General features: G+C 42.5%; 28 protein-coding genes, 2 pseudogenes and 1 other annotated feature. Of the genes and pseudogenes, 28 read left to right on the top strand and 2 right to left on the bottom strand.

Translation table 11 applies throughout. The features are described from left to right. The 10 genes from H2R00_RS13580 (at window position 1) to H2R00_RS13535 (ending at window position 10460) form a co-directional block, all read left to right on the top strand. Window positions 1-1923, top strand: a complete 1923-nt coding sequence (locus H2R00_RS13580) for a DUF6792 domain-containing protein (protein WP_182069453.1) — start codon at window positions 1-3, stop codon at window positions 1921-1923. Window positions 1924-1936: 13 nt separating this feature from the next. Then, window positions 1937-2290 (top strand): hypothetical protein, encoded by a 354-nt coding sequence (locus tag H2R00_RS13575; protein ID WP_154999475.1) that lies wholly within the window; start codon window positions 1937-1939, stop codon window positions 2288-2290. Between the two features lie 253 nt (window positions 2291-2543). Further along, window positions 2544-3224 carry a response regulator transcription factor gene (locus tag H2R00_RS13570; protein WP_182071085.1) on the top strand — a complete coding sequence of 227 codons (681 nt, stop codon included), beginning with the start codon at window positions 2544-2546 and terminating at the stop codon, window positions 3222-3224. A 1-nt stretch (window position 3225) separates the two neighbouring features. Further along, entirely contained in the window at window positions 3226-4161 is a 936-nt protein-coding gene (locus tag H2R00_RS13565) for a HAMP domain-containing histidine kinase (RefSeq protein ID WP_154999476.1), read from the top strand. 94 nt (window positions 4162-4255) lie between these two features. Then, window positions 4256-5179 (top strand): ABC transporter ATP-binding protein, encoded by a 924-nt coding sequence (locus tag H2R00_RS13560; protein WP_154999477.1) that lies wholly within the window; start codon window positions 4256-4258, stop codon window positions 5177-5179. 14 nt (window positions 5180-5193) lie between these two features. Continuing rightward, complete coding sequence (locus H2R00_RS13555) at window positions 5194-5877, top strand: ABC transporter permease (RefSeq protein WP_411802175.1); 684 nt, start codon at window positions 5194-5196, stop codon at window positions 5875-5877. Window positions 5878-5892: 15 nt separating this feature from the next. Then, window positions 5893-6591, top strand: coding sequence for an ABC transporter permease (locus H2R00_RS13550; RefSeq protein WP_182069451.1), 699 nt, complete (start codon window positions 5893-5895; stop codon window positions 6589-6591). Between the two features lie 95 nt (window positions 6592-6686). Further along, on the top strand, window positions 6687-7766 hold the full coding sequence (locus H2R00_RS13545) for a DUF3900 domain-containing protein (protein ID WP_182069449.1): 1080 nt from the start codon (window positions 6687-6689) through the stop codon (window positions 7764-7766). Window positions 7767-7922: 156 nt separating this feature from the next. Beyond that, the gene (locus H2R00_RS13540) at window positions 7923-9107 is read left to right on the top strand and encodes a DUF4885 domain-containing protein (RefSeq protein WP_182069447.1); all 1185 of its coding nucleotides are present in this window, start codon (window positions 7923-7925) and stop codon (window positions 9105-9107) included. A gap of 441 nt (window positions 9108-9548) precedes the next feature. After that, on the top strand, window positions 9549-10460 hold the full coding sequence (locus H2R00_RS13535) for a macrolide 2'-phosphotransferase (protein ID WP_182069445.1): 912 nt from the start codon (window positions 9549-9551) through the stop codon (window positions 10458-10460). A gap of 34 nt (window positions 10461-10494) precedes the next feature. Here the strand turns inward: H2R00_RS13535 and H2R00_RS13530 are convergent, their stop codons facing one another. Continuing rightward, the gene (locus H2R00_RS13530) at window positions 10495-10914 is read right to left on the bottom strand and encodes a MarR family winged helix-turn-helix transcriptional regulator (RefSeq protein WP_154999482.1); all 420 of its coding nucleotides are present in this window, start codon (window positions 10912-10914) and stop codon (window positions 10495-10497) included. A 277-nt stretch (window positions 10915-11191) separates the two neighbouring features. Between H2R00_RS13530 and H2R00_RS13525 the strand changes: the two genes are divergently transcribed. The 14 genes and pseudogenes from H2R00_RS13525 (at window position 11192) to H2R00_RS13460 (ending at window position 22335) form a co-directional block, all read left to right on the top strand. After that, window positions 11192-12703, top strand: a complete 1512-nt coding sequence (locus H2R00_RS13525; protein WP_234112575.1) for a class I adenylate-forming enzyme family protein — start codon at window positions 11192-11194, stop codon at window positions 12701-12703. Between the two features lie 128 nt (window positions 12704-12831). Further along, window positions 12832-14046, top strand: a complete 1215-nt coding sequence (locus tag H2R00_RS13520) for a serpin family protein (protein WP_182069441.1) — start codon at window positions 12832-12834, stop codon at window positions 14044-14046. A gap of 112 nt (window positions 14047-14158) precedes the next feature. Beyond that, window positions 14159-14986, top strand: a complete 828-nt coding sequence (locus H2R00_RS13515) for a PPC domain-containing protein (protein WP_182069439.1) — start codon at window positions 14159-14161, stop codon at window positions 14984-14986. A 63-nt stretch (window positions 14987-15049) separates the two neighbouring features. Continuing rightward, the gene (locus H2R00_RS13510; protein ID WP_182071084.1) at window positions 15050-15877 is read left to right on the top strand and encodes a DUF4885 family protein; all 828 of its coding nucleotides are present in this window, start codon (window positions 15050-15052) and stop codon (window positions 15875-15877) included. 130 nt (window positions 15878-16007) lie between these two features. Then, the gene (locus H2R00_RS13505) at window positions 16008-16760 is read left to right on the top strand and encodes a MerR family transcriptional regulator (protein WP_182069437.1); all 753 of its coding nucleotides are present in this window, start codon (window positions 16008-16010) and stop codon (window positions 16758-16760) included. Between the two features lie 257 nt (window positions 16761-17017). Next, on the top strand, window positions 17018-17197 hold the full coding sequence (locus H2R00_RS13500) for a hypothetical protein (protein WP_154999487.1): 180 nt from the start codon (window positions 17018-17020) through the stop codon (window positions 17195-17197). Next, complete coding sequence (locus tag H2R00_RS13495) at window positions 17178-17561, top strand: PadR family transcriptional regulator (protein WP_154999488.1); 384 nt, start codon at window positions 17178-17180, stop codon at window positions 17559-17561. Before H2R00_RS13500 ends, H2R00_RS13495 begins: the two co-directional genes overlap by 20 nt. Continuing rightward, entirely contained in the window at window positions 17554-18069 is a 516-nt protein-coding gene (locus H2R00_RS13490; RefSeq protein ID WP_154999489.1) for a DUF2812 domain-containing protein, read from the top strand. Before H2R00_RS13495 ends, H2R00_RS13490 begins: the two co-directional genes overlap by 8 nt. A gap of 58 nt (window positions 18070-18127) precedes the next feature. Next, window positions 18128-18385 (top strand) — a binding site (T-box leader). A gap of 104 nt (window positions 18386-18489) precedes the next feature. Next, window positions 18490-18651, top strand: coding sequence for an anti-TRAP protein (locus H2R00_RS13485; RefSeq protein WP_154999490.1), 162 nt, complete (start codon window positions 18490-18492; stop codon window positions 18649-18651). A gap of 19 nt (window positions 18652-18670) precedes the next feature. Then, window positions 18671-19018: pseudogene (locus tag H2R00_RS13480) on the top strand (EamA family transporter); the annotation flags it as partial. Window positions 19019-19146: 128 nt separating this feature from the next. Next, window positions 19147-19698: pseudogene (locus H2R00_RS13475) on the top strand (site-specific integrase); the annotation flags it as partial. A gap of 110 nt (window positions 19699-19808) precedes the next feature. Next, window positions 19809-20771: a helix-turn-helix transcriptional regulator gene (locus tag H2R00_RS13470; protein WP_182069435.1), complete on the top strand. Its 963-nt coding sequence runs from the start codon at window positions 19809-19811 to the stop codon at window positions 20769-20771. A 75-nt stretch (window positions 20772-20846) separates the two neighbouring features. Further along, window positions 20847-21479: a type 1 glutamine amidotransferase family protein gene (locus H2R00_RS13465; RefSeq protein ID WP_182069433.1), complete on the top strand. Its 633-nt coding sequence runs from the start codon at window positions 20847-20849 to the stop codon at window positions 21477-21479. Window positions 21480-21753: 274 nt separating this feature from the next. Continuing rightward, on the top strand, window positions 21754-22335 hold the full coding sequence (locus tag H2R00_RS13460) for a DMT family transporter (protein ID WP_244958238.1): 582 nt from the start codon (window positions 21754-21756) through the stop codon (window positions 22333-22335). 59 nt (window positions 22336-22394) lie between these two features. On the opposite strand, the gene H2R00_RS13455 is transcribed toward H2R00_RS13460, so the two are convergent. After that, the gene (locus H2R00_RS13455; protein ID WP_244958237.1) at window positions 22395-22748 is read right to left on the bottom strand and encodes an RDD family protein; all 354 of its coding nucleotides are present in this window, start codon (window positions 22746-22748) and stop codon (window positions 22395-22397) included. Window positions 22749-23001: 253 nt separating this feature from the next. Between H2R00_RS13455 and H2R00_RS13450 the strand changes: the two genes are divergently transcribed. The 4 genes from H2R00_RS13450 (at window position 23002) to H2R00_RS13435 (ending at window position 26435) form a co-directional block, all read left to right on the top strand. Beyond that, window positions 23002-24069 carry a YecA family protein gene (locus tag H2R00_RS13450; protein WP_182069431.1) on the top strand — a complete coding sequence of 356 codons (1068 nt, stop codon included), beginning with the start codon at window positions 23002-23004 and terminating at the stop codon, window positions 24067-24069. A 125-nt stretch (window positions 24070-24194) separates the two neighbouring features. Further along, the gene (locus H2R00_RS13445; protein WP_182071082.1) at window positions 24195-24911 is read left to right on the top strand and encodes a lantibiotic protection ABC transporter ATP-binding protein; all 717 of its coding nucleotides are present in this window, start codon (window positions 24195-24197) and stop codon (window positions 24909-24911) included. Beyond that, a complete protein-coding gene (locus H2R00_RS13440; protein ID WP_182069429.1) occupies window positions 24908-25663 on the top strand; it encodes a lantibiotic immunity ABC transporter MutE/EpiE family permease subunit in 756 nt (251 codons plus the stop codon). Before H2R00_RS13445 ends, H2R00_RS13440 begins: the two co-directional genes overlap by 4 nt. 1 nt (window position 25664) lies before the next feature. Beyond that, the gene (locus H2R00_RS13435; protein WP_182069428.1) at window positions 25665-26435 is read left to right on the top strand and encodes a lantibiotic immunity ABC transporter MutG family permease subunit; all 771 of its coding nucleotides are present in this window, start codon (window positions 25665-25667) and stop codon (window positions 26433-26435) included. Window positions 26436-26439 lie beyond the last annotated feature (4 nt).

The following is a 26439-nucleotide window of genomic DNA, read 5'->3' as shown; positions in this document are numbered from 1 at the left end:
ATGGCAACTAAAAATATATTTGAAAATGAGAATGTGAAACTTCGTATTATAAACTTGGAATACAGCTATAAAAATAGGTTTGCTTCAAATAATCCAAATGAAGTGAAAAAAGCTAAAGACAATTTTGAGGCAGATGTTCGCAGAATTTATAAAGAGGAAACAAATCATGAACTTCCAGAAAATATTGAGATTTTTACGTCAAAAGAAATTCTAGAACATAGTAAGGATAAAACAATCAGTCAATCAGGCTATGATGGAACAGCTATTCATATAAAGGATAAGACAAAACATATCGATCAGCTCCACATTATTTCCGAGGGTAGCGCCGATAATGAAGATTGGAAATATAATTTCTTTGGATTGTTTTTGGGAATGGATAACAGACAATATAAGGCTACAAGGGAATTTTCAAGGGCCTCCAAGAGAAAAGTCGGTAACTCTAAAGAGTTAAAAACTTATGCTATGGGCCATTCTCTCGCAAACAATAACCAAGTTTTAGTGCAGTTAGTAAATGGTGAATTTGATGAAGTTTATGGTGTGAATGGGGCCCAAATAAGTGTAGATCATTTATTGTTGATTGATAAGAAAATGGCAAGGGAACTAAGAAAGAAGTATCAAGTAAACGATTTATCAACAATCCCAAAAGACAAACTCAAAAAAGCCATCATCAAATACTACAACGACAAAGGCGTCACAGCCAACATCACCCAGCGCATCTCCAGTGACGATCCGCTCTACGGTGTCAGCGGGAAGGCTGATTTTATTACGTTCGGCGATGTGAAGATGACGAACACACACCCGGATATAAAAGGATTCCGAAGTGTCATCGATCATATTCCTGATGAAGATGTGAGGAAACTGAAAGGGTACTTTCAGAAATATGCTGCTGATTATCGAAAGGGCGGCATTCAGGGTTTTGCTATGGAAGCAATCGGCGTAGATATGGATTTTTTAAACAGAATAATGAATGAAGAGGGTACAGCTCAGCAAATAGCATATTGCTTGAAACATCCGATCCGCCTCTCGAATATGGTGGGTGCACTTGATAAAAAACTGCCAGAGTTCAAAGAGTTTTTTGCAAAAGTCAAGGCCTACAGTGGTCCAGTTCTCAATCAACTTGAGGCAAATGGTTATATTGACGAAGCGAAAAAGAAGACCATCCAAAAAGACATTGCCGAAGTAGAGCGGCTGACTGGAAGACTGGACGTTTTATATGAGAAGATCAAATTTCTTGTCGACTGGAAGACTGTCATATTCACCCTAAGTAATGGTCAACTTTCTCAATCACTAATGAAAAATTTAATCGAATTTTATTTAACTTATAAAGCATTGGAAGAAGCTTTGGGCAAACTGGATCAAGATACAAAAGACCTTCTCAATCTTATTGGCGATGGCCACAGCATCACCCCGCTTTTAAACGCTTTATCCAAAAAGAAAGGCATCAGCTACAAAGGCGGAGACATCTATTTTTCAAAGAAAGGCAAGGATGGAAAAGAGATAAAGGTCAACCTGTCATCTGCCGTCAGGATTTACCAGACGGGGATGGCCGCCATTTCGAAGATTGAGGATGAAATTGACCGCTACCAACGTGTTTTCCACCATGAAATCCACGATCATTTCGCAACTAAAAAAACTGAGTTGACAAAAGCCATTCATGAAATGGAGGCCAATCCCTCCCGCTACCAATTCGACCTTCAATTTAAACTTGCCTCAGGCTTCGTCGGATCAAGCGGAAAGCTGAATAAAATCGTCGTCCACGACTCGTACCACACGGCCCCGCTTCCTCAGTGCGACGGCGTCGTCAGCGAATTAAAAAAACAAACCTCCAGCAAAAAGAGATTTGTGAAAGATATCCGCTCAAGTATTGAGAAATTGTTTGATGAGGACGAGGAAATTTCGGCATTATTTGATTTTAAGGCATAGGGGGGATATTAAGATGGTAAAACCGTTATTGGAGGAAACTGAAACAGTTTCAGCGACATATATGTTTTTAAGCAGTATTTCAGCAAAGGATAAAGCGGCCCGGCTGAACGCGCCGCTAAAAAGCGTTTTAAAAGAACTGAAAGAATTTGATAAAGTGCTAAAAAGCGAAATCGAAGGGCAAAAAGGCATGATGATCACGAAAATTAAAGAAGAATTGGATCACAAAAGTGAAAACCGAAAAACCGTCATCACCCGGATGAAATCAGACAACGAGCAGTTTGCAAACAGTTATCATGACATTATTGAAACTTTACGGAAACAAAACGTGACGCTTTACTATAAAAAGAATAAGCCCCTTGATCAATAAAAGATGACCTCTGACATCAGAGGTCATCTTTTTGTTCCAATGACTTGTGTTTATTCAACCCCGCGCCTGTGACTTGATCCGTGTTAGTGGGAAAGTAGATTGGTATCGCTCAAAAGATCCGGAAGCTATAAGAGGATTCAACTAGAAATATAAATTAATTTTTATAAAAAACACACATTTTTCAATTACAATGAATGTAATTGCACGTGTGTTTTTATGTTGAAAAGGATGGGTGAACAAGATGCAGCGCATATTGCTTATTGAAGATGATCATTCGATCAGTGAAATCGTCGATCATTATTTAACAAAAGAAGGATTTGAGGTCGTGCTTGCTTTTGACGGAGAAGAGGGCGTTCGCTTGTTTCAGCAAGGCAATTATGATGCGATTCTGCTCGACATCATGCTCCCTAAGCTGAATGGAATGGATTTTCTGAAAATGATCCGTGAACAGAGCAAAGTTCCGGTTTTAATGATTTCCGCAAAAGACGGGGATGTCGATAAAGCGCTGGGGCTGGGCTTTGGTGCGGATGATTATATTGCCAAGCCGTTTTCGATGATCGAACTGACCGCAAGAATAAAAGCCGCCATTCGGCGCGCAACACAATATTCCGCCAGTGAGCCGGCAAATCAAAAAATAGTACGTGTTCACGAGCTTACGGTTGATATAGAAAATGTATCCGTACAAAAAAATGGTGAACCGCTTCAGCTGACATCGACGGAATGGAAAATGCTGACTTTGTTTGTGACAAACCCTAAAAAAGTGTTTACAAAAGAACAAATCTATCGTTCGGTTTGGAATGATGATTATTTTGGCGATCAAAATATTATTAACGTTCATATGAGGCGCTTGAGGGAAAAGATAGAGGATGATCCTTCCTCCCCGCAATATATTAAAACGCTTTGGGGCATCGGCTATAAATTAGGAGAGTTTTAGGATGACAATGTTATGGATTGGCATGCTGATATTTTTGGCGTCTCTCAATATCGTTCAATATAAAATGAAAAAACAGCGGGACCAAAACTTGAAGTACATCACGGAAAAGCTCAATGTGATGCTAAATGAGCAGGCGGCTGATCAAATTTTATTAGGAACGGCTGATAAAGTACTGCGGGATCTGCTCGTGCAAATGAACCTGTTTGTTGAGGAGCGTCAGCGCATAACAGCCCGTTTTGCAAAAACGGAGCAGTCAATGAAACGAATGCTGACCAATATGTCCCATGATCTGAAAACTCCGCTGACCGTCGTGCTCGGATATATCGAGGCGATTCAAAATGACTCGGACATGGCGGAAGAAGAGCGTGAAAGGCTGCTGGAAAAACTTTATCAAAAAACAGGCGAAATCATTCAGCTGATGAATTCTTTCTTCGACTTGGCCAAGCTCGAATCAGAAGATAAGCAAATACTGCTCACTAAAATACATATCAACGAAATATGCAGAAAAAACATTCTCCAACACTATGACGCTGTTCAGGCAAAAGGTTTTAAAGCTGTCATCGACATCCCGGATACCCCTGTTTATGCACATGGAAATGAAGAAGCGCTTGACCGGGTTCTGCAAAACCTTTTATCAAACGCGATTCAATATGGTGCAGATGGAAAGCTGATCGGATTGTCCCTTACATATGATGACACGCGGATTGTCATTACGGTATGGGACCGTGGGAAAGGGATTGGTGAGTATGATCAGCAGCGGGTGTTCGAAAGGCTGTACACCCTTGAGGAATCGAGAAATAAAGCGTTCCAGGGAAGCGGGCTCGGCTTAACAATTACAAAAAGGCTCATTGAGAAAATGGGAGGGGTCATCTCTCTCCAAAGCAAGCCGTATGAACGGACGGCGTTTTCCATCACGTTAAAACGAATGACCTATTAGCAAACGTAAGAATTTCTTAAGAAACAAGAAATAAAAAAGACAGCGTCCATCGCTACAATAGACGTATAGCAGAGAAAGGAAAGGGGAAACAGAGTTGACTTACATCGTACAAACAAGCGGGCTTACCAAGACATTCAAAGGTCAAGAAGTTGTGTCAAATGTAAGCATGCATATACGAAAGGGAGAAATATACGGTTTTCTCGGCCCGAACGGAGCCGGGAAAACGACCGTCATGAAGATGCTGACGAGCCTCGTAAAACCGACAAGCGGGGAAATCAATATTCTTGGGCATAAGCTGACAAATCAATCTTACGAGATTCTCGGCAAAATAGGCAGCATGATCGAATACCCGATTTTTTATGAAAATCTGACAGCCAATGAAAATTTAAATCTGCACTGTGAGTATATGGGATATCACAATAAAGCGAAGATTCAAGAAGTGCTGGACATGGTGAATTTAAAAAATATCGACAGCAAACCTGTCAAAACATTTTCCCTCGGTATGAAGCAGCGTCTTGGAATCGCGCGTGCCATTCTCACCAAACCCGACTTGCTCATCTTGGATGAGCCGATTAATGGCCTTGATCCCATCGGAATTAAAGAAATCAGAAACTTATTTCAAGTATTGAGCAAAGAGTATGGCATGACATTGCTCATCTCAAGCCATATCCTGAACGAAGTAGAGCAAATTGCAGATACAATCGGAGTGATTCGGGACGGCAGGCTTGTTGAAGAAGTATCGATGGAAAGCGTAAGGGGCCGGAACACAGAGTACATTGAACTCGTGACGCCGAACCAATTGCATGCTTGCTTTGTGCTTGAACATGAGCTGCAGATTGCTAATTTTAAAATACTAAATGATAAAACGATCCGAATTTATGATGCCGAAGCTTCTCAAACAGCCATTTCTAAAGCTCTGATTTTGAATGATGTAGAAATTGAATCCATGAATAAAAAGCATACTTCGCTTGAGGACTACTTCCTCAGCTTAATCAACGGCAATGCGGTCAACGCATAAGGAGGCGGAGAAATTTGCTGAATTTGATGAGAATCGAAATGAAAAAGCTGAAGCTGGGCTGGTATGTACGCGGAGCCGTCTTTGCCACTTTCATCATTCTCGGTTTTCTGTGGATGGTGACCTTCACAGAAGGCAAGGATACATTCCAAACGATTGATGAAACATTTCTTGTGATCGGCACTTTCGTCAGAGCGGTTTTTATCGTGTTCGGCGCTGTGCTGATCTCAAAATTAGTGATTTCAGAGTTTAAAAACAAGACAATACTTGTGATGTTTACGTACCCGATCAACCGAAAAAAACTGCTGGCCGCTAAACTGCTGATCGCAGGCGGGCTGACCTTCATCACGATATTGCTATCAAATGCATGCGTTGCAGCTGGTTTTTTTCTGCTGAACTCAATCTATGGGGTCATCCCCGGCGAATTAACAATTTCTACGGTTTCTCAGCAGGCTTTGAAAATGCTCATTTTTGCTTTTGGCGCCGCCGGAACGAGTTTAGTACCTATCTTTTTCGGGATGAGAAAGTATTCCACTGCGGCAACGATCATTTCGTCTGTCGTGATCATCATGCCGATCAGTTCCACAAGCCCGGGCTTTTCTATTTCTTCAATTGTTTATATTCCCTTATCTCTGGCCGCTGTCGGTCTGTTTTTTTCCTTTTTGGCTGTAAGGCGTATCGAAAAAATAGATGTATTCTAACGGAGTTGAAGTTCAATGCTGAATTTGATTAACTTGGAGTTTAAAAAAACAAAATTAGGGTGGTATTACAAAGGTGCAGTGATTGCAAATCTATGCATTCTCGGTATGTTGTGCCTGATCGGGGCAGACGAAAAAAGCCTCCCTCAAGCAAAAATGTCGATGGCTGACGCGGAATCCACGCTGCAGCTTATCGGGATTTTTGTAAGGTCTGTGTTTATTGTATTCGCTGGTGTGCTGATTGCCAAACTGATCATCGGAGAGTATAAAAACAGAACCATCACGGTCATGTTTACATATCCGGTCAGCCGAAAAAAACTGATCGCCGCAAAACTGCTGCTCACTGGCGGATTGACCTTTTTGACAATGATCGTGTCCGAACTGATTGTTGCATTTATTTTCTCGCAGCTCAATGATGTCTATCAATTCAGCCCGGAAAAACTGACGATACATGACATAGGAAATGAGATAGGCAGTATGCTCATTTATGCTGCTTCCTCTACAGGACTGAGCTTTATTCCATTATACTTTGGGATGCGCAAACAATCAGTTCCTGCCACCATTGTGACATCCTGTATCTTGACCACGTTGATCGGTCAGCAAAGCAATGAGATTTCGCTTGCTTCCATCATTTACATTCCAATTTCATTGGCTGTAGTCGGGGTTACCATTGCGTTTTGGTCGATTCGAAAAATTGACCAGGAAGATGTGTTATAAGATCTCCGTATATCGTGAAGGTGCAAATTGACGGAATACCGGCATTTACCTATACTTGAAGAACTGAAACAACAAGGAAAACGGGTGAACATGTCATGGAATTTGAAATTCGCTATATTTCTTTTTACGTCATCCAGGTCGACGGCAAGGATGAGCAGGCCAACAAGCAATATAAACATTTTCAGACGCTGGATACCGAGGAATTCGAAAACAGCGAGCTGAAGGATTTCTTAGACGGGGAATTGAAAAAAATCGTCAAGCGGAAAGCCGAACGCCATCCGAAGTCAGAACAGGTGCCGACGAAAATCGGCCGCTTCATCACAGAGCCGGGGCATGAGCTTGATTCTAATCCGAACTACAATCTGTTTCACAAAACAAAACTGGCAGAGACAAAGGAAGAATTCAATGAACTGAGCGAACAGTTCGTCCGCACATACCTCGACACGAGCGCCGTCAGGGGAGGCGTTTTTTTAGTGGCGACAGCCGTGCCGCGCAAATACTTCGATGATACATTTGTCTTTGTCATGAAGTGCGATTTTGAACCGAAGGTCGCTTCGATCGCCGATGAATCATCGCTGATCCGCAAGGTCGAAATGGCGATCACGACGAAAAACATGAAATCGATTCAGTATCCACACATGCCTGAAGAAGGCATGACAGAGGCAAGCGAAGTGAAAATCCACCAGGCCTCACATGCCCGCTACTTTGAAGACTTCTTAAAATTCGTCGAGTACGGCGAGTCGATGCCGGAAATCATGAAGTCACAAGTGATGAACATGGTGCAGGAGCACGTGTACGAAGCATTTGAAGACAAAAGCGAAGAACTTCAGCAGTTTGAACACGACCTCGAAATCTGGGAAGCGAGCGAAAAGCGGGAAATTCAGGAACGTCTCGACACCCATCAAGTCATCGAAGCCTCCGCCCAGATCGTTGAACACATGCCTGAGGCAGAGCTGAAAATGAAATTGGGAGAAACCGAGATTAAAGGACTGCTGGCCGAATTCGGAGATTCAATTCATCTCGCCAAAGTAAACGGCCGCTATGTGGCGCTCATTGAAGCGGAGACGATTTCGTTTGAAAAGGGCAGCTCTCCGGTGGAGTTTTATAAGCCTGAGGGGCTGCATGAGGTGATTGAGCGGATACGGAATAAAAATGACAGGGAAGAAGAGAAATAAGAAAAGGCATCCGTTTTTTTGGATGCCTTTTGATTTTTATCCAGATAGATGAGACTGCTAAGGATACTTTCTATGTAAATTACTGTTTAATAAGGTTAATATAAACATAATCAAGCCGATATAGGGAGTATAGAAAGAATTGAGGAGAGGTACCCAATGCGTCTCAATAGTCAATACATCCGTACACAGCTGATGGTTCAGAATATGTTGAAAAGGAATGCGACTGATACAACTTTAAAAAATGTCTCTTCTGATATAACTGCCCTTACGAAGAAGGCCAGCAGCCAAGCGGGAAGACCATCGAAGGAAAGTTTGAGTAAGCTGAACTACTCAAAGGACAGTATTGTGAATCATGCCGGAGCTTTCAGGCGGGCATACGAAGCAGCAAATGATCGAACTGTCGCAGATACAGGGAAAGAAACGAAGATTAATGCCCAAAACCCCTATGAGTCAGAAAGTGATATCAGGAAAAAAATCTTAGATGAAAAATACAGCAAAATAAATGCAATGAACAAAACGAAACCTGACCCTTTAGGCTATATTAAGGATAAATACAAAAATCCCAATTCCCCTTATTTCAGAAATGACTTGTCGGCAGCAGAAAGACAAGCTGCATATGACAATGAAACTGAGTGGCTGTTCAAAGGAAAAGCGCAAAGTTATAATATGCAGGATGCCGCGTTTCGAAATGTGACTTTTAATGGGGAAGTAGAGACGGAGAATGAGAAAATATATCAGCGCAGCCAAGTCAACAAACAGCTTCAAGCGCTGCTGGATCAATATCATATTGCCATTCCAGCGGATACGGCGCTCACCTTTACGATTTCACCGATTGATTATCAAGTAAAGGTGAGCGGAACAGATGATGAGCAACTCATTCATCAAATTGAACATATATTGCAATCAGGAGAAAACAGCAAACAGTTATTTCTGCATATCATGAAAAGCTTGAGCAGCGATTCAGCCCAATATTCCAAAGAAGCGCACCAAAAATATCAGACGGTTCGCGAGATATATGAGGTGACAGGGTATTACCTGAATGACTTGAAAGTGGTTGATGGCCGATATGTAACACCTGATGGCCGTGATTTGTTAGATGTGTATAAAGAAGAGCTGGAGAAGGACCCCGTCCAAAAGAAAACGGCCCATTTCGCAATCGCTCATTATGGAGCAGAGCTGAACAGGCTTGCGGAAGCCGGATATGATTCTGTTCCGGATTTTATCTTATCTATTGACTACAGCAACGGGTCTTTGCGGGATACAGGGCAAAAGAAGAGCTATGGAACCGGGGATACGGCTTGGCTAAGAGAATTAAAGCGCCGAACGGGTGTGAATTATTAGTTTAAAAGGCAGGAACGTAACCCTTTTTTCTGCTTCGATAAGCGAATTTCCTTTATCAGGATGATTTTCTGAAAAATTGAATTTTACATTGCGGGTCATTCCAAAACTTGTTAAAATAAGGCTAACTTTGATGAACGGAGGGATTTCCCAAATGGCATACATCAGATTCCGATTGAACTTTGTCCTCGCTAACTAAATTGTGAACAAAGTCTCTGCCCGTGTGCAGAGTAATCGGGATTAGTCTGCCTGTTTTTAGGGGACCCTTATGCAATAATTGAGGGAGAGGCGCGGATTCCAGCGCCTCTTTTTGCCTTTAAAAATAGATGATCTGAAGTTTGCCTTCAGTTTATTTGACATATCTTTTTTCCGTTTACTTTCCAGCACAGGCAGACGACCTGTGCTTTTTTTATTAAAAACCTTCAGTAAAGGGGAAGATCGTATATGGCAACTGTAAATGGGCAAATTGAACATACATTAAAACTTGCCGAAAAACACGGCCTTCGGCTGAAACGAAAGCATGCGGAAATCAACGAGTCCGGCATGGATTTTCAAGTCGTTTTTGCCGAAGATGAAGCAGGTAAGAGATGGGTCTTGAGAAAACCGCGGCGCGACGATGTGATTGAAAGGGCAGTGTATGAAGGGAAAGTGCTGAAGCTGCTGCAAAACCGCCTTCCCGCTGCTGTTCCGGATTGGCGCATTCATACCCCCGAACTGATTGCATACCCGAAGCTTCCAGGGGTTCCTGCCGCAGTCATTGACATGGAGATTAAGAATTACGTATGGAACATGGATCATGAGCCCCCGGCTGAAGCCTTTGTCAAGTCATTGGCGAAAACGCTCGTGCTATTGCACAGCATCGATCATAAGGCAGCAGAAGAAGCGGGCATGCATGTGATGAATCCGGATGACGTCAGGCAATCAAAAGCAGATCAGATGGAGTGGATCAAAAGAGAGCTCGGGGTCAGCGGCGAGCTCTGGGAAAGATGGCAAAAGTGGCTGTCTGACGACTCGTATTGGCCTGAATATACCGCGTTTATCCACGGCGACTTGCATCCTCCGCATATTTTGATTGACCAGCATCAGAGCATAATTGGACTGTTGGATTGGACGGAAGCAAAAATCGCCGATCCGGCAAAAGACTTTCTTTTATACGAGACGATTTTAGGAGGAGCCGAAACCGCCCGGCTCATCGCCTATTATGAAGAAGAAGGGGGCCGCGTCTGGCCGCGGATGAAAGAGCATATTACAGAATTGCAGGCCGCCTACGGCATCGAAATCGGCATGTTCGCCCTGCAGACAAAACAAGAAGAGCACTTGAAGATGGCGCTGGACGCGCTTGGCGTCAGACAATAAAAAAAGGGCTGTCGATATCAATCGACGGCCCGTTTTACATCATAATTTTTTCAATCACAGCAAAAAAAGCCTTTTTCTCTTCTTCCGACAATTTACCAAAGAGCTTGTCGATCAAGGCCTGTCGGTTCTCCACCATTTGTGCGGCGATCTTCGTTCCTTCTTGCGACAGTTCGATCCAGACGGTGCGCCGGTCATCGTTATTTCTCGATCTGATCACAAGACCCTCTTTCTCCAAATGGTTCAGAGCCGTTGTCGTTGCTGATGGAGACAGGGCGACTTCCTGTAAAATCTCCTTTATCGTACATGTTCCGTGTCTGTAAATGATTCGCAAAATAAACCCTTTGCCGCTCGTGATACTTTTCGGAATCGTTTCTTCGTCTAATTTCTTTGAAGACCGCAAATATTTCGTGAAAGCATGGTCCAATAGATTCGCTTCAATCCGATGGTGATTCATGAAGGTTTCCTCATTTCCGACATCGTGTAGTAGATCAGCAATTTCATGCTGACCAAACAAACATAGGTCTATTTTATCATAAGCGAATGCTCCGCAAAAAACGATTTTATGAATTTTAAAATGAGCCATTTAATTTCTTTTGTTATCAATTCATAAAGATAATAATTCTATTATGAAATAGTTTTACAATGGATATATTTTGTTTTAGAATGAATTTGTGCGTCACATAATCTCACCAGGTTTTGTGAGAAACAATGAAAATTTGGAGATGAAAATTTTGAGTACACTTCAGCAATTAATCAATCATCATATGGAAACGTCAGATGGGTTAGAAGCATTGTCCGGAGGAGATCGAACGTTTACGTTCAAAGAGTATCATCAACGGGTGAACCAGCTGGCTCATTATCTGCTGGAGGAGGGTGTTCAAAAAGGAGACCACATCGCGGTTTTATGTAAAAATAATCATCATTTTCCTGTCATTTTGCTGGCGTCTCTTAAAATCGGAGCGACAGTCGTGCCGTTAAGCTGGCAGCTGACATCGTATGAATTAAAAGGAATCTTGAACAACTGCCGGCCGAAGGTGATGTTTTATGACTTGGAATTTGCCGATATACTAACGCCGCTCCGCGAACAGCTTCAGTTCTGCCTGATGATTGAAGCGGGTGCGGGAATGAACACGACTGAACAGTTTGAGAGCTTATTTAAAAACAGGCCGCTGCAGGTGGAAGCTGAGCAGGTGACAGAGCATGATCTGGCTTTAATGCTGTTCACCTCGGGCACGACCGGAAACCCGAAAGGCTGCATGGTCAACCACGGCAGTCTGGCCGCATACTTGACAGAGGTAAACGTGAAATCGAAGCAGCTGAAAGGCGCGCGCTTTTTGGCAAGCCATCCGCTCTATCATATGAGCTCGCTCAACCATGTTTTTCAGGCGGCTTTTGAAGGAATTGCCCTTTATTTCTTATGGGATCCCGAACCGTTTGAAATCCTGCAGGAGATCGAGAAGAAACGCATTCATATGATGATGGCGTTTCCTTCCGTCTACACCTACATGCTGGAGGAAATGAAAAGACATCCATTCGACCTGTCATCTGTGAAAATGCTTGTTTCCGGCGGTACCAAGGTGCCGGCGCGGTTGATTAAGGAGTACAATGATCTGGGAATCCTGATGGTGCAGGGGTATGGCAGCACAGAAGCATGGACGGTCAGCGTATGGCGGCCTGACATGGGCTGGGATAAAGTCAATTCAGCCGGCAAGCCGATTCCACAAGTCAGCATAAAGATCGAAGACCCTGATACACATGAAGAGCTGCCGAGGGGAGAAGTCGGAGAAGTCGTCGTCAAAAGCCCGTATGTTTTTGAAGGGTATTACCAAAATCCTTCCGCCACGCAAAAGGTGCTAAAAGACGGCTGGTTCTATATGGGGGACTCCGGCAAACTCGATGAAGACGGATTTTTATATATTACCGGCCGGTATAAAGACGTCATTGTCTACGGAGGCGACAACATTTATCCGGACCAAGTGGAGGAAATCATCGATCAAGTGCCCGGAGTAGTTGAATCAGCCGTCATCGGCGTCCCGGATGAAATGTACGGCGAGGTTCCAAGGGCGTATGTGGTGAAAAACGAAAGCTCCGGCCTCAAGAAGGAGGACATTATCGCGTATTGCAAAGAGCGCCTGTCCGACTATAAAATTCCTGAGATTGTCTTTACCGACAGCCTTCCGAAAAACAGGCTCGGCAAAATCGTCAAAAAAGATCTGCGTGAACTGGCAGTCAAAGGTCAGTGAGCGCAATGATTGACCCGAAAGCTTATCCAGCATTGGATAAGCTTTTTTGCTGATTCCTTGCATCAGCTGCCGTTTTTTGTAACGTTTTCCAATGCTAAACCCACTACAACATTAGGAGGTGTTGACAATTGAAATCGAAATGGAGTGCGATGGTGGTATGGGCCGGTCTTTTATTGCTGGCCGGATGCGGTGCACAGAAGGAGGCTGATCCCCCGCGCGGCAGATCAGCGCAAAAAACGGAAGCCTCGTTTTCTGAAGCTGAACAGCGGTTTGCGCTCGCATTGTTTCAAGACATGATAAAAGAGGAAGGGAGCCGGAAAAACATCTTCCTCTCGCCTTACAGTATTCAGCAGGCACTTTTGATGACGGCAAACGGAGCCGCGGGAGACAGCAGAAAGGAACTGCTCGGCACTTTAAATCTCAACCAGGCGGATATGGCATCGATCAACAGGATGTCACAATCTGTGAATCGTTCTCTTGAAACGCTGCCTCGCGGCGAATTTTCATCAGCTAATTCGATATGGACCAAAAGGGAGCTGAAAGAAAGTTTTCAAGACGCGATCAAAGGCCTTGGCGACGCCTATCAGCTTCAAAATGATCCTAATCGGGCAACAGAGGAAATCAACAGCTGGGTCAAAAAGAAAACGAAAGACCGCATCGATCAGATCGTTGACAAGGTCTCGCCAAATACGATTGCCTATATCATCAATGCCGTCTATTTTAAAGAAAGCTGGAAGCAGCCATTTGATCCTCACATGACAGCGGAACAGCCATTTTATTCAGCGGACGGCTCCGCAAAAAAACACCCCATGATGACGCAGACTAACCGCTTTCCTTATCTGGAAAACGAACATTTTCAAGCCGTCAAGCTTCCCTTTCAAGACGAAGGTCTGTCATTAGCTGTTTTTCTGCCGAAAAAAGCGGCAAGTCTTGAACAGCTTCTGGCTGGCATGACGTATGATCAGTGGCGCGCCTTGCAGAAGGACTGGACGATGAAACAGGTGGAGCTCAAGCTGCCGCGCTTCTCATTTCAAACAGACTACATGTTAAATGAACCGCTTAAACGGCTTGGAATGAAAACCGTGTTTACAAGTGCGGATTTTTCAAATATGTTTACCGGACATGGCGCCGCTCAAATTAATAAAGTCAGACATAAAACATTTATCAAAGTGGATGAAGCGGGGACAGAAGCATCCGCGGCAACGGCGGTTGAAATCATTGAATCAGCCCCCGTCCCTGAAGTGACGATGACTGCAGACCACCCGTTTTATTTTGCGATTGTTGATGAAGCATCCGGAATGATTCTTTTTGTGGGCAGTGTGGCAGAGCCGGCGGATGATTAAACCTGTTAAAAATTCTATAATTTTATAAAATGTTCATTAAACTTCCAGTTTTATTACCGATATTAGGAAGGGAGTTCCTTTATGGTGATGAATAAACGGGAGGCAAGGACAAATGAAAAAAAGTTTCTTTCTGTTCGTGTTCAGTGTGTTTTTGATGGCGATTCCAGCATTTTCGGCTTCGGCAAATGTTTACGAAGATGAGTATGAACCCAACAATTCATTCGCTGAGGCTTATGATTTAGGATTGTGGAAATACAAGACGATTTCGGCGACGATTCACAGCGAAAGCGATAAAGATTATTACAAATTTTACGCGACAAAGGGAGAACAGCTTGCCATTCACCTAAAGAACATCCCGGCAAATACAGATTATGATCTTTACTTATTTAAAGATGCTTACGGCTATCCGGCAGTAGGATCTTCTGAAAGAACGGGAAACCAAAACGAAATTATCCGCTTGGATGTTCCGGAGACAGGCCGATACATTGCGGTCGTCATGTCTAAAGACGGTTCATATGACGGATGGGGATTTTACAGACTTGAGTTTATCGACAGAATGAAGAGCGGTGCTTATACGGCGAATTTGTCTCCGTCATCCATCTCAAGCCCGGGACAGGGAGTCTTTTCTCCGGTTGCCGCCATCAATCTTGCCAATGTCTCGGCCATTCCCGAAGGGGCGATTGTGAAAAGCGTTTCCGCTGAGGGATCAATCTCTCCGAGTCTCGGACACACCTACAGGGAAGTTCTGAACAAGGAAGAAGGCGTTTGGCACACATCAGTTTCAGGCGGCACACTGTTTCCGGATCTGAAGCCTGAACTTGCGCTTCCGGTCAAAACGACATGGAATGTGAGATACTATTCGCTCGCTTGGAGCAGTTCAACGTGGAGATCACCGCAGCTAAAGATCAATTATCAATATGATTCAACATACGGCTGGTAAACAGATCCAAATCCCGGCCGATATAAAAAGTAATAGGATGTAATTGGCATGAAAGGAGCTCCCATGAATATTAGAGACAGGGTAAAACTTTCGCTTTATTCCGAGCAGATGATGAAGCCTGCTGCCGCGGAGATGTCGGCCAAGACTAGAGGTTCCAAGAGGATGCCCGTCAGGCAAACAGACACACTCTCCATCAGCAAACAGGCTGAAGCGGCTCAAAAAAATGCACCGTCATTACGATCACAAATGAACGGCGTTCAATTTGAGATCTATAATCTTTATGTAGACAGGCAGCGTTTGAACAGCCAGATCGAAGGGGCGCTGCGGGAGAACGGAATTTCCCTTTCCGAAAGCGAACATCTGACATTGCATGTTGACGGAAATAACCGGATTACAGTTGAAGGCATGGAAGACGAACAAAAAAGAACCCGGATCGAAGCCGTTTTAAACGACAGCGATAAACGGTTCGGTGCGCGACTGTTGAGCCATGCGGAACTGATCGGTGAACAAAATGGAACGCCGTTGGATAAAGACGCTTACGAAAAATGGCATGTGAATGAGTTTTTGAAAACGATCGCCGGGCTGTCTTTGGCTGATGTCAGTTTGGATGAAAAAGGAGAGCTTGAAGGCGGAAATGAGAAGCTCATCCGAGTGATTGAAGCAGCTAAAGACCCGAAAAGCGACTTGGAGAAGAGCTTTCAAAACATGCTGAAGAAGCTGAAGAATGTCCTGGCAAAAGGGCCGGACACAATTGCGGACAGATCGGCTTCTTTCGGCTATGCCGGCGGAACGCTTATCGATCTCAATGTATCAAAAGGATTCTCCGCGGGGCAGCTGAACGAGTGGCTGGATGATCCGTTTCTCAAAGAGGTCTTGTTGAACAATTTCTAAAAGACCCGGCAAAGCAATTTTGCCGGGTTTTTTGTTTGTATAAAAAAATTCCTGAAAAAAATTTCAAATTTCGCATTGACCCTCACGTTGCGGGATACTTTATAGTCAATATCGAAGGGAGGTCAGATGGATGAAAATGAAAGTAAAGGAAGTAGCCGATTTAGTCGGCATCAGTGTGCGCACACTGCATCATTATGATGAAATCGGATTATTAGCTCCGTCGGAGACAACCGAAGCCGGATATCGGCTGTATTCAGATGACGATCTGGAAAAGCTGCAGCAAATCTTGTTTTTCAGAGAGCTTGACTTCCCTTTAAAAAAGATTAAAAGCATTCTTGAGAACCCTTCATTTGACAGGAATGAGGCGCTTCAGCTCCATCGGAAGGCGCTGCTGGAGAAAAGAAGCCGGCTTGATCAAATGATTGCGACAATCGATAAAACGATTCAATATGCGAAAGGAGAAATCAACATGACAAACGAGGAAAAATTCGCGGGATTTGATTTCAGTCAAAACCCGTATGAGGAAGAAGCGCGGGAACGCTGGGGAGATGAAGCCGTCGACAGATCGAAGGCCTATATCGAATCCATGTCCGAAGGTGAACGAAAAAAGATGGAACAGCAATATGACGCCATTTATAGAAAAATTGCCGCTCTCAGAGAAGGCGCCCCCGACTCCGAGGAAGCACAGGCGGCTATAAAGGAATGGTACGACTTTCTGAACAGTAACACCGGCCACCGCTATTCGCTTGAAGCTTTCAAAAACCTTGGACAAATGTATGTCGCTGACGAGCGCTTTACGAAAAACATCGATCAATACGGCGCCGGCTTGGCGAAGTTCATGTGCGACGCCATGACGGTGTTTGCTGACAGGAATAAGGAATAATCGCTGGAAACCGCCTGATAAGGTTGTGAAATGACCTTTTAGGCGGTTTTTTTAGATTTCGCTTCTTTTGCACAGTAGCCTGCGCTCACTTGAGGGAGTTCTTGCTCATCCCCATTGGAAAGGGGTGGTGCATCTTGACAACATTCGAATGATTTGCAGGCTAATTGCTGTGATTGATTTGTGTCGAATCGTCTAATATGCTATTATATCGTTAGTCGATATATCGTTAGACGATATAAAATAAGGAGGCGAATGATTTGAATACATACCTTACCGGGATTTTATTTGTTTTGAGCGGAATTCTTTTATTAAATCTAGTGATTTTATCAGGGATAAACGGTGTATTGTGGGGGCTAGTTCTTGGCGGCAGCATCATATTCAATCTAATAGGTGTTGTACTGCTCATGAGATATATAAATGAAAAACGCCATACTTAATAATGAGGTGCGAAAAGTGAGGAAAAAAACGGCGGAAAGCTATTTACCGCTTACGCAGGCTACATATTACATATTATTGTCATTAACTCAACCATTACATGGCTACGGCATTATGCAAAGGGTTGAGAGCATGAGCGAGGGAGAGGTCAAACTAGGGCCTGGCACTCTTTATGGTGCATTAAGCAAACTCGAAAAGCAGGGATTGATTAGAAAGGAAGGCGAAATCGGCGATAATCGGCGAAAGCAGTATATTTTAACGAATGAAGGATGGCAGGTGATTCAACTCGAATTTAAACGTCTGTCCAAAATAGTGACGATCAGTCAATCTATTTTTCAAAAAGAGGGAGATACAAGTCATGAGTAAAAAAAGAAAGCGAAAATTCCGTTTTTTTCTTGCTTGGCAAGACCGGAAGGAAGAGAACTGGCTGAATGAGATGGCAAAACAAGGATGGATGTTAAAGTCATTCTTTTTATTTTTCTATATATTTGAAAAGACAAAACCAAGCAATACAGTATATCGGCTCGACTATAAGACAACATCAAACCTGGATCAGGAAGAATATATTCATATATACGAGGATGCAGGCTGGAAGCATGTGACACAGTTTTTAAATTGGCATTACTTTGCGGCTGATCCGAGTCAAGTTCAAACAAATGTGATTTATACAGACCGTGAATCTGAAGCAGAAAAATATAATGGCTTACTAAAAGTGTTGTATGCTGCATTGGCCAGTGTATTTCTCAGCTCGGGACTTCCGCTTCTCATCATAGACATCCCGGGATATTTTTATTGGATAGAAGCATTCAATCTCTTTGTTTTGTGCTTGTTGATCGTGTGTATATTAAAGGTTCGTAAAAAAACAAGAATTTGACGCTGTTTGACACCCGCTAATTTTCAGAGTAATATATTTTTTACAAATCATGTACGGTTAAACGATATTGAGGAAGAGCAAGTACGTGTCAGAACAGGGGTTTAAGAGAGTCGGTGGCTGGTGTGAACCGATGCCCTTCTGATGCCGAATGGGCTTCTGAATCGCTTCGCTGAAACGGGTAGTAGGCGGAGTCGGGATGTTCTCTCCGTTATCAAGAGAAGAGTATCGAAAGGGCTGACTGTTCCCTTTCCGTATGTTCCGAGCGAATCGTTTATACGATTAATAAAGGTGGTACCGCGAGACCCTCGTCCTTTTGTGACGGGGGTTTTTTGCATTTTTTTAAGGAGGTGGTGGCCATGGAGGAAGGATGGCCGGAGTGGCCGCATCATAATCTAAACGGAAACGGAGGTGTGATGGTAAATGGTGATTGCAACGGACGATTTGGAAACGACATGTCCAAATTGCAATGGAAGCGGAAGAGAAGAGCCGAAGCCTTGTCCAAAATGTTCGGGAAAAGGCGTGATTTTGACGGCGCAGGGCAGCACATTGCTCCATTTTATAAAAAAACATATCAACGAATAAAAAGGACGAGTGTTTAGAGTTGAGTCGAGCAGAGAAGAGTGCAGCTGAGCAGAGCGGCTATATTCAACGCGGTGTTCGAAAAGCGGCCGAGGTCGTTTTTATGGTCTTTGGAACGATGTGTTTTGCTTCAAAATCCATTTTTGACAAATGGGCTTATGAACAAGGTGCACAGCCGGAAGCGGTGCTGTTGTACCGGCAATTATTTGCGGCGCCGCTGTTTTGGCTGATTTTTATTGTGTATCGCTCAAAGCTTCCGGCTAAGCCTGAAAAAGCGGAGATTTTAAAAGCTTATGCGGCCGGATTGCTTTGTTTTTTTCTGTCGCCATTGCTAGATTTTATCGGCCTTCACGATGTTTCTGCAATCATAAACATAGTATCCTAAACTAGAGTACTCTAAGTACTCAAAGTTTAGGATTTTTTTAATTCAATACTTTAACTAATGGATATATATAGGTATTATTTATAGTAGTTAAGGTATTTAAAGGTGGTGGAGAAATGAAAGTTCAAAAAGTAGTTGTTGAGGAAAAATCATATCCATTATACATACTACTAGACAAAAATTTTGAAGTGGTAGAACCGGTTAAGAGATATATAAAGTACTTGGATAATACGGGGAAAGCGCCAAATACGATTAAAACATATTGTTATCTTCTCAAGCTGTTTTATGAATTTATGAGCCAGAGAGGAATTGGATTAGAAGATTTGAAATTCGAGGAAATGTCAAACTTTGTGGGATGGTTAAGAAATCCAACGGGAGAGGTAAAGGTAATAGATTTACAATCAAAGAAGGCTAAAAAAGAAGAAACATCTGTTAATGCCATACTTAATGCTGTAACTAGTTTCTTAGAGTATTTAAATCGTACAGGAGATTTTAAAGCTATAGATATGACTAAAGAATCAAGGGTAATAAATTTCAAGGGGTTTCTTCACCATATTTCTAAAGGTAAATCTTATCAAAAAAATATTTTAAAGCTTAGGGTCAAAAAGAAACTTGTACAAGTATTAGAACACGAACAAGTTAAAGCAATAATCGATGCGTGTCACACAAGTTGTTTTAGCTTTTTCGGTTTTCCTACATTTAAATAGTAATTCAATGAATAGGTAATGTTTTTAGTGTGAATTAAAATAAAAATAATTTCCATATAGAGGTGGATTCTGTGGCTAAAATTGACAATGTACTAGCAATTCTATGGATGCTTAGTTCAGGTGAAAAAATTACTGCAAAACAAATTTCGGAAAAGTTAGAGATGAATATAAGAACTGTATATCGTTATATTGATACACTTTCAATAAGTGGTGTACCTATAATTTCAGACGCAGGACATAACGGTGGATACACTTTATTGAACAATTTTATTGAAGCTCCTCTTTTTTTTGATTTTGAGGAGCAAACCTCGCTATTTCACGCTGCTATTTTTGCAGAAGAAGCGGGATATTATGGAGGTGAAGCACTAAATAGGGCTATTTCAAAGCTAAGAAAATATTCGAATCAAGAGCAGGAAACAAAGATAAATCAACATTTAACTAGTCTTGAAGTAATAAGTCGATTAAGTTCCCTCGCTATGGAACCTTTTTTGAAGGAGTTGGAGCAGGCCGTAGCTGACGGATACTCTGTAAAAATTCTATACCATAAAAGTGGCGAAGGGCAATCAAAGTATAGATTGGTGGATCCGTACAGGATTATTTATTGGAATAATAAGTGGTATGTGATTGGATTTTGTCATCTTAGGAATGATATCCGTAGTTTTAGAGTAGATCGAATGGAAAGTCTAATGTTAACCGAAAATAAGTTTAACCGACCAGAAAATTTTTCAGCACGTGACTTTTTTATGAAAAACCTTGTTCCAACAATAGAAGATAAGGAAGGGATTATTTCTTTGGTTATTAATGGAGATAAAAGGGCATTGGGTGATATTTGCCAACATTGGTTTTTAGGAAATTATTTACAAGATCGAACTTCAAATCAAGCAGTATTTCTCCTTGAGAAAGATATGATACATACATATGTACCTTATTTACTTTTACCGTACGGTAAATCTATTCGAGTTATTGAGCCAATCAGTCTTAAGAAAAGACTGGTTGAAGTTTTGTCGGAATTAATAAAATTTCATCAAATTTGATAACTTCCCTGACGCTAGGTGTCAGGGAAGTTATGTTATATTTGGCTATATTAAACGTGATTGGAGTGTTATTGAATGCAAACAAAAAAAGTTTTTCTTTATGTATTTAATACAATGTCGGACTGGGAATATGGATATTTAATTGCTGAACTAAACTCAGGAAGATATTTCAAAAAAGATTTAGCACCTTTAAAAGTAATTACAGTAGGAGCTAATAAAGAAATTATTACTACAATGGGAGGACTGAGCATAGAACCAGATATTTCCCTTAATGAGTGTATTCTTGAAGGCACAGATCTTATAATTTTACCTGGAGGGAATACTTGGGGAGAAGTTATTCATCAACCTATTTTGAAAAAAATTGGCGAGGCTTTAAAGCTTGGCACTATTGTTGCTGCAATTTGTGGTGCAACTGAGGGACTAGCGAATGTTGGATATCTAGATTCTAGAAAGCATACAAGCAATGACTTAGAGTATATTAAAATGGTCTGTCCTAATTATAAAGGAGAAAAATTTTATGAGATGAAACCTGTAGTATCTGGCGAGAATTTGGTTACTGCATCAGGAGTAGCTCCTCTGGAATTTACGATGGAAGTAATGAAAAAATTAGATGTATTTGCACCAGATACATTGCATTCGTGGTATAACCTAAATAAGACTCATAAACCCGAATATTTTTTCCAGTTAATGGACTCAATAAGTAGATGAGCTAAAAAAATCAACTTAGCAGTTTAATATTAGTTTAAATAATTACCATGCTTTAGACGATGTCTAAAGCATGGTTCTTGTATATAACTTAAAATAAAGACCTTAAAAAGCAGTATAAATGCAACTTGATCTTTCATTTTTTTTGCCTGTTTTTCACAAAATAAGTAATTTAATTATGCCGACTTTGAAGACATGTAGTCAAAGCAAAGAGGTTGCTGTGATAATATTTTTTTCACTTTACTCTTGATATGATCCAGTTGAACGGATGATTGTGATGAGCTACCCCATGTTCGTATTGATGATAACTGTCTTTGTAAATAAAAAAATGATCTCGGGTAAAACGTTTGCTGCCATCTTGCTTGTGAATGCCGGGCTGTTCTTGGCTGTCGGCGGATGGGATATGCAAGCATTGGATGCGAACCTGTCAGGGGCTTTTTTGATCTTATTGTCCGCTGTTGCCTATGCGGTCTATCTTGTTGTGTCGGGAGGACTTGTCCGTCAAATCGGCGGGATTCGGATGAATGCCTATGGAATGTCGGCGGCAAGTCTTGCGATGGCCGGTTATGCGCTGCTTCGCGCGACTGGAGAACAGCCGGGAATCCTGCTTTCTTATTCTCCCGCAATGTATGGTTTTTTTATGATCATTGCGGCGGTGACGACGGTCATTCCTTTTTTATTCATGCTGGAAGGCATGAAGCGGATAGGAGCGGAGCGAGGGGCCGTCATTTCCATGACCGGCCCCGTCCTCACCATCTTCGGAGGCGTTTTGTTTTTAAACGAACGTTTAACTTCCGTTCAGTGGCTGGGGTGCTTCCTAGTGCTTCTGACCATCAGTCTGCTGGAATACCGGAAATAGAAAAAGGGATTCATATCCCTTTTTCACTACCTTTATGCACATGGATGCATAAAGGTAGTTTACTCCGTGTCGGCCGTTTTCATGACATATGTTCTAGCCGTGAAATCGTGGACGGCTTGTTTCGTTCCTGAAAAAACGACGGTTAAATAGAGCAGACTGAAGACGATATGCACCCATGAGACGATGTAGCGCACGAAAGCCTGCCAAAGCTTAATCCGTCGGCCCGTATCATCAGAGACGATGCGAATTCTAAAAATTGCTTTTCCAATCGTGCTCTGGAGCTTTGTCAGCGGCATCAAAAGCGGATACAAAACGTATATCAGCAGGGCTGCTGCAGCAACTTCAGGAGACCCGTCTCCGAATATCAGTGCGGATGAAAAGTGTAATCCGACCGCCAATACACAATCGATCAACAATGCACCCGCTCTAACCCAAAAAACCAGCGTATTGCAATATGTATAACATCCTCTCTGTTAAAAATGGATGATAAAAACACAACATTAACCATTTTATAGTCTTTTTTTCTGTTTTTAAATAAATCTTTTGACCCCTTTTATAAAATTTTACTTTTCAGCTAAATCATACTGATTTTCATTATCGGATTTCCCCCTCCTGAAAGTTTTGATAAAATAAATAAGTTGTAGTATAAGATACGGAGGTTTAAACGTGGGAAAAGTAAAAAGAAATATGCCTTGCCCCTGCGGCAGCGGGCTGAAATATAAAAAATGCTGCGGCAAAGCAGAGGGAGCGTTTCCGGCTGTCGCGGTGCAGGAACTGAAACAAATCCAGAAAGACGTCATGGAATTCGCTTTTACAGAACATAAAGACACAATCGATCAATTTCTCAATCAGTATTCTTTTCTGTCAGACTTGGACCAGTCTGCACAAAAGATATGTGTTTTTAACCTGGGCGTGTGGGGAGTATTTGCCCGTCCGCTGGCAGATGGAGGATTGACGATTTTTGAAGACTTTTTGGAGAAAAAAGGATCTTCGATTCTCAGATCGCAGACAAAGGAAGCCGTTCAATCGTGGAAAGACCTCTCACCCGCATTGCTGCGTGTGAAACATATAACAGATGGCGGCATTCGCTTTGAGGATGCTGTAACGAATGAAGAGCTGACCGTGAGGATGAATGTGAAACGGGAGGGGCCTTTTGTAGGCGAGTACGTGCTCGGCTTTCCGATCAAGATCGGAAGCCATACCGAGTTCTTCTTACAATTCACCATTTATCCTGCAAAAATGGCGGATGCTCTCAAAAACAGGCTAAGCGAGGCTTTGAATCGTTTTACAGAAAAAGGCGGGACGAAAGAACAGCTGATGAGAGAGGATTTTCATCATGTGTTAATGCATCTTTGCCGGCAGGAAGAGAATGCACCGTCTGAACAAGGGTCGGAAGACATCGAATGGGCCAATGAGATGGAAAAAGAAACAGCGCTCGTTTTTGAGAAAGGTATGCTTGACGAAGGACATTCTGAACCATTTGTGTCCTGGGCCGTCAGCCTTTGGAAATCGTATTGTGCCAAAAAAGCACCGGTCATCAAAAAAACAGAAGCCTTTGCAGCTGCTTTGGAGTATTTTATCAATTCGATCTCCAAATCGGAAAAATCGATATCCCAGGCAAAGCTTGCAAAAAAATACGGCGTCAGTGCTTCGACCGTATCGAATCGTTTTAAAGATATTGAAGCCGTCCTGCAGGATGAACTTGACCATCATCTTGAGCTTATGCCTTCTTAAAAAAGCTCACACAACTGCCAACCTTCCGGGGAACCGGAAGGTTTTTTGCGTTTGATTCTGATTAAATCTTGAGAAAGATATTTTAAGATATCGGTACCGATCAGATCAAACAAGGAGAGATTATGATGAGTACAATTCTATTGGAAACAAGGCATCTTCAAAAAAAGTTTGGAAGGTCGCAAGCGGTCTCAGACGTCTCATTGTCAGTTAAAAAGAACAGTATTTACGGACTGCTTGGACCGAATGGAGCAGGAAAATCAACGACTTTAAAACTTTTAACCGGAATCTTAAATCCGTCTGCCGGGGACATTTTGTTTGAGGGACGGAAATGGAAAAGGTCCGTATTAAAAGACATCGGTTCTTTAATAGAATCCCCGCCTCTGTATGATAATCTAACAGCCTACGAGAATGCCAAGGTGCATGCCACATTATTGGGTCTTCCGGATGCGAGAATAACAGAGGTGCTTAAAACTGTTGATATGCATCATACCGGAAAGAAAAAGGCGGGGCAGTTTTCTATGGGGATGAGGCAGAGGCTGGGGATCGCCATCGCTCTTTTAAATCGCCCTAAACTACTCATACTTGATGAGCCTACTAACGGTCTTGACCCGATCGGTATACAAGAGTTGAGGGAACTGATCAGGTCATTTCCCGAACAAGGGATAACGGTTATATTATCAAGCCATATTTTATCGGAAGTCGAGCAGATCGCAGACCATATCGGGATTATCAGCGGAGGATACCTCGGATATCAGGGGAAAATCAATAAAGGAGACGATCTCGAGCAGCTTTTTATGGATGTTGTGAAATCAACGCGGGGGAAAGAAGGCGGAGAAAAATGATCGGATATTATGTAAAAGCGGAAAACCTGAAGTTTAAAAGAACATTTTCGAGAAAAATGATCTTCATTGTGCCTTTGATTAATATTTGCTTCGCCTTTTTAATGAATCCGGGATTTTTTGTAGCAGGTACGTATAATTGGTGGTCTATCATCTTCATGCCGGTTATGGTCGCATTGCTTTGTGCACTATCACACCAGAAAGAAAAGAAAGCGTCGAATTATAACGGCATTTTTTCTTCTCCTGTAGATTTGCATCAGATTTGGTATGCAAAAATAAGCGTCATTGCGCTCTATTCTTTAGCATCTCAAGCTGTTTTTTTAGGATTCATGGTTGGGATGCAGTTTGTCATTCCTCAATTTTCGAGCATTCATTTGACAGTCATTGCCGCGAATCTGCTGCTTTGGCTCACGACACTATGGGAGATCCCCATCTGTTTATGGATAGCGCGAAAGTACGGGTTTATATCTGCCGTTTTGTTCAATATGCTTGGCAGTATCGTGTTGGGCATCATGTCGGCATCAAGCCCTTTTTGGTGGCTGAATCCTTGGAGCTGGCCGATCAGGGTCATGTGCCCGACAATTGGCATCCACCCAAACGGTGTGCCTCTTGAGAATGGCGATCCTTTAACGAGCTGGGCAGTCGTTCCTCCGGCTGTTGTTCTATCTGTTGTTTTATTTGCTATTTTGGCGCGTCTGACCAGGCGGTCTTTTTCTCCTGCCGTTAATCGCAAATCTAAACGGGAGGCGGTTTGATTTGTTGTTATTTTTTAGATGCCTGGCGGCTGACTTTCAAAAAACAAAGCGTACATCTTTTATTTGGCTTCACTTGACCGTTCCGGTTATCTGTGCGGGTGTTTTTCTGCTTTATTTCTATAACAGAGAACATGATCCGTATCAATTATACCGCACGTATTTTGAAGCAATTGCGATTGCACTGCCGCTTCTGATTGGAATTGTGTGCGGAATGACGGCTTCATTAGAGGAGCAAGCAGGCCGTTTTCAAGTGCTGTTGGGCGGCACGTCGCCCAAATTAACGGCTTATTTAAGTAAAGTCACGCTGCTTCTGATCATGAACATTTGTGCGTTATTCTTGGCTACTGGACTCTACTTATTGGGGCTCAAAGTTTTTTTTCATGTACCAAACCTGACATACGCTCTTTTTTTTGAGGCTGGGGCATGGTTGGCAGCCGGAAGTGTCACACTTTATTTCATTTATTTTTTGATCAGCTGTACATTCGGAATGGGGGCTTCGATTTTAATAGGCGGGGCAGGCCTTTTGATGACAGCCCTGATGAATACGGGATTGGGCGATGTCATTTGGAAATATAATCCCTGGGCATGGGGAATCAGGCTGGCAGGGTATAAGGGGATTGACCGATTTGTCCAAATTGATCCGTCTCTGCGCTCTGTTCTATACGGGGAAATCAAGCAAGGGGCTTTCGTCATGGTATTTGCTATAATAGCTGTATTCGCTCTAAGCATCATTTGGTTTATCCGCTGGGAAGGAAGAAAAGCTTATGAATAATGAA

This window comes from Bacillus haynesii (assembly GCF_014042035.1).
In the GTDB taxonomy this organism is placed as follows: Bacteria; Bacillota; Bacilli; order Bacillales; family Bacillaceae; genus Bacillus; species Bacillus haynesii.
Note: the sequence above shows the minus strand (reverse complement) of the source record. Positions and strands in the feature narration are given on the sequence as shown.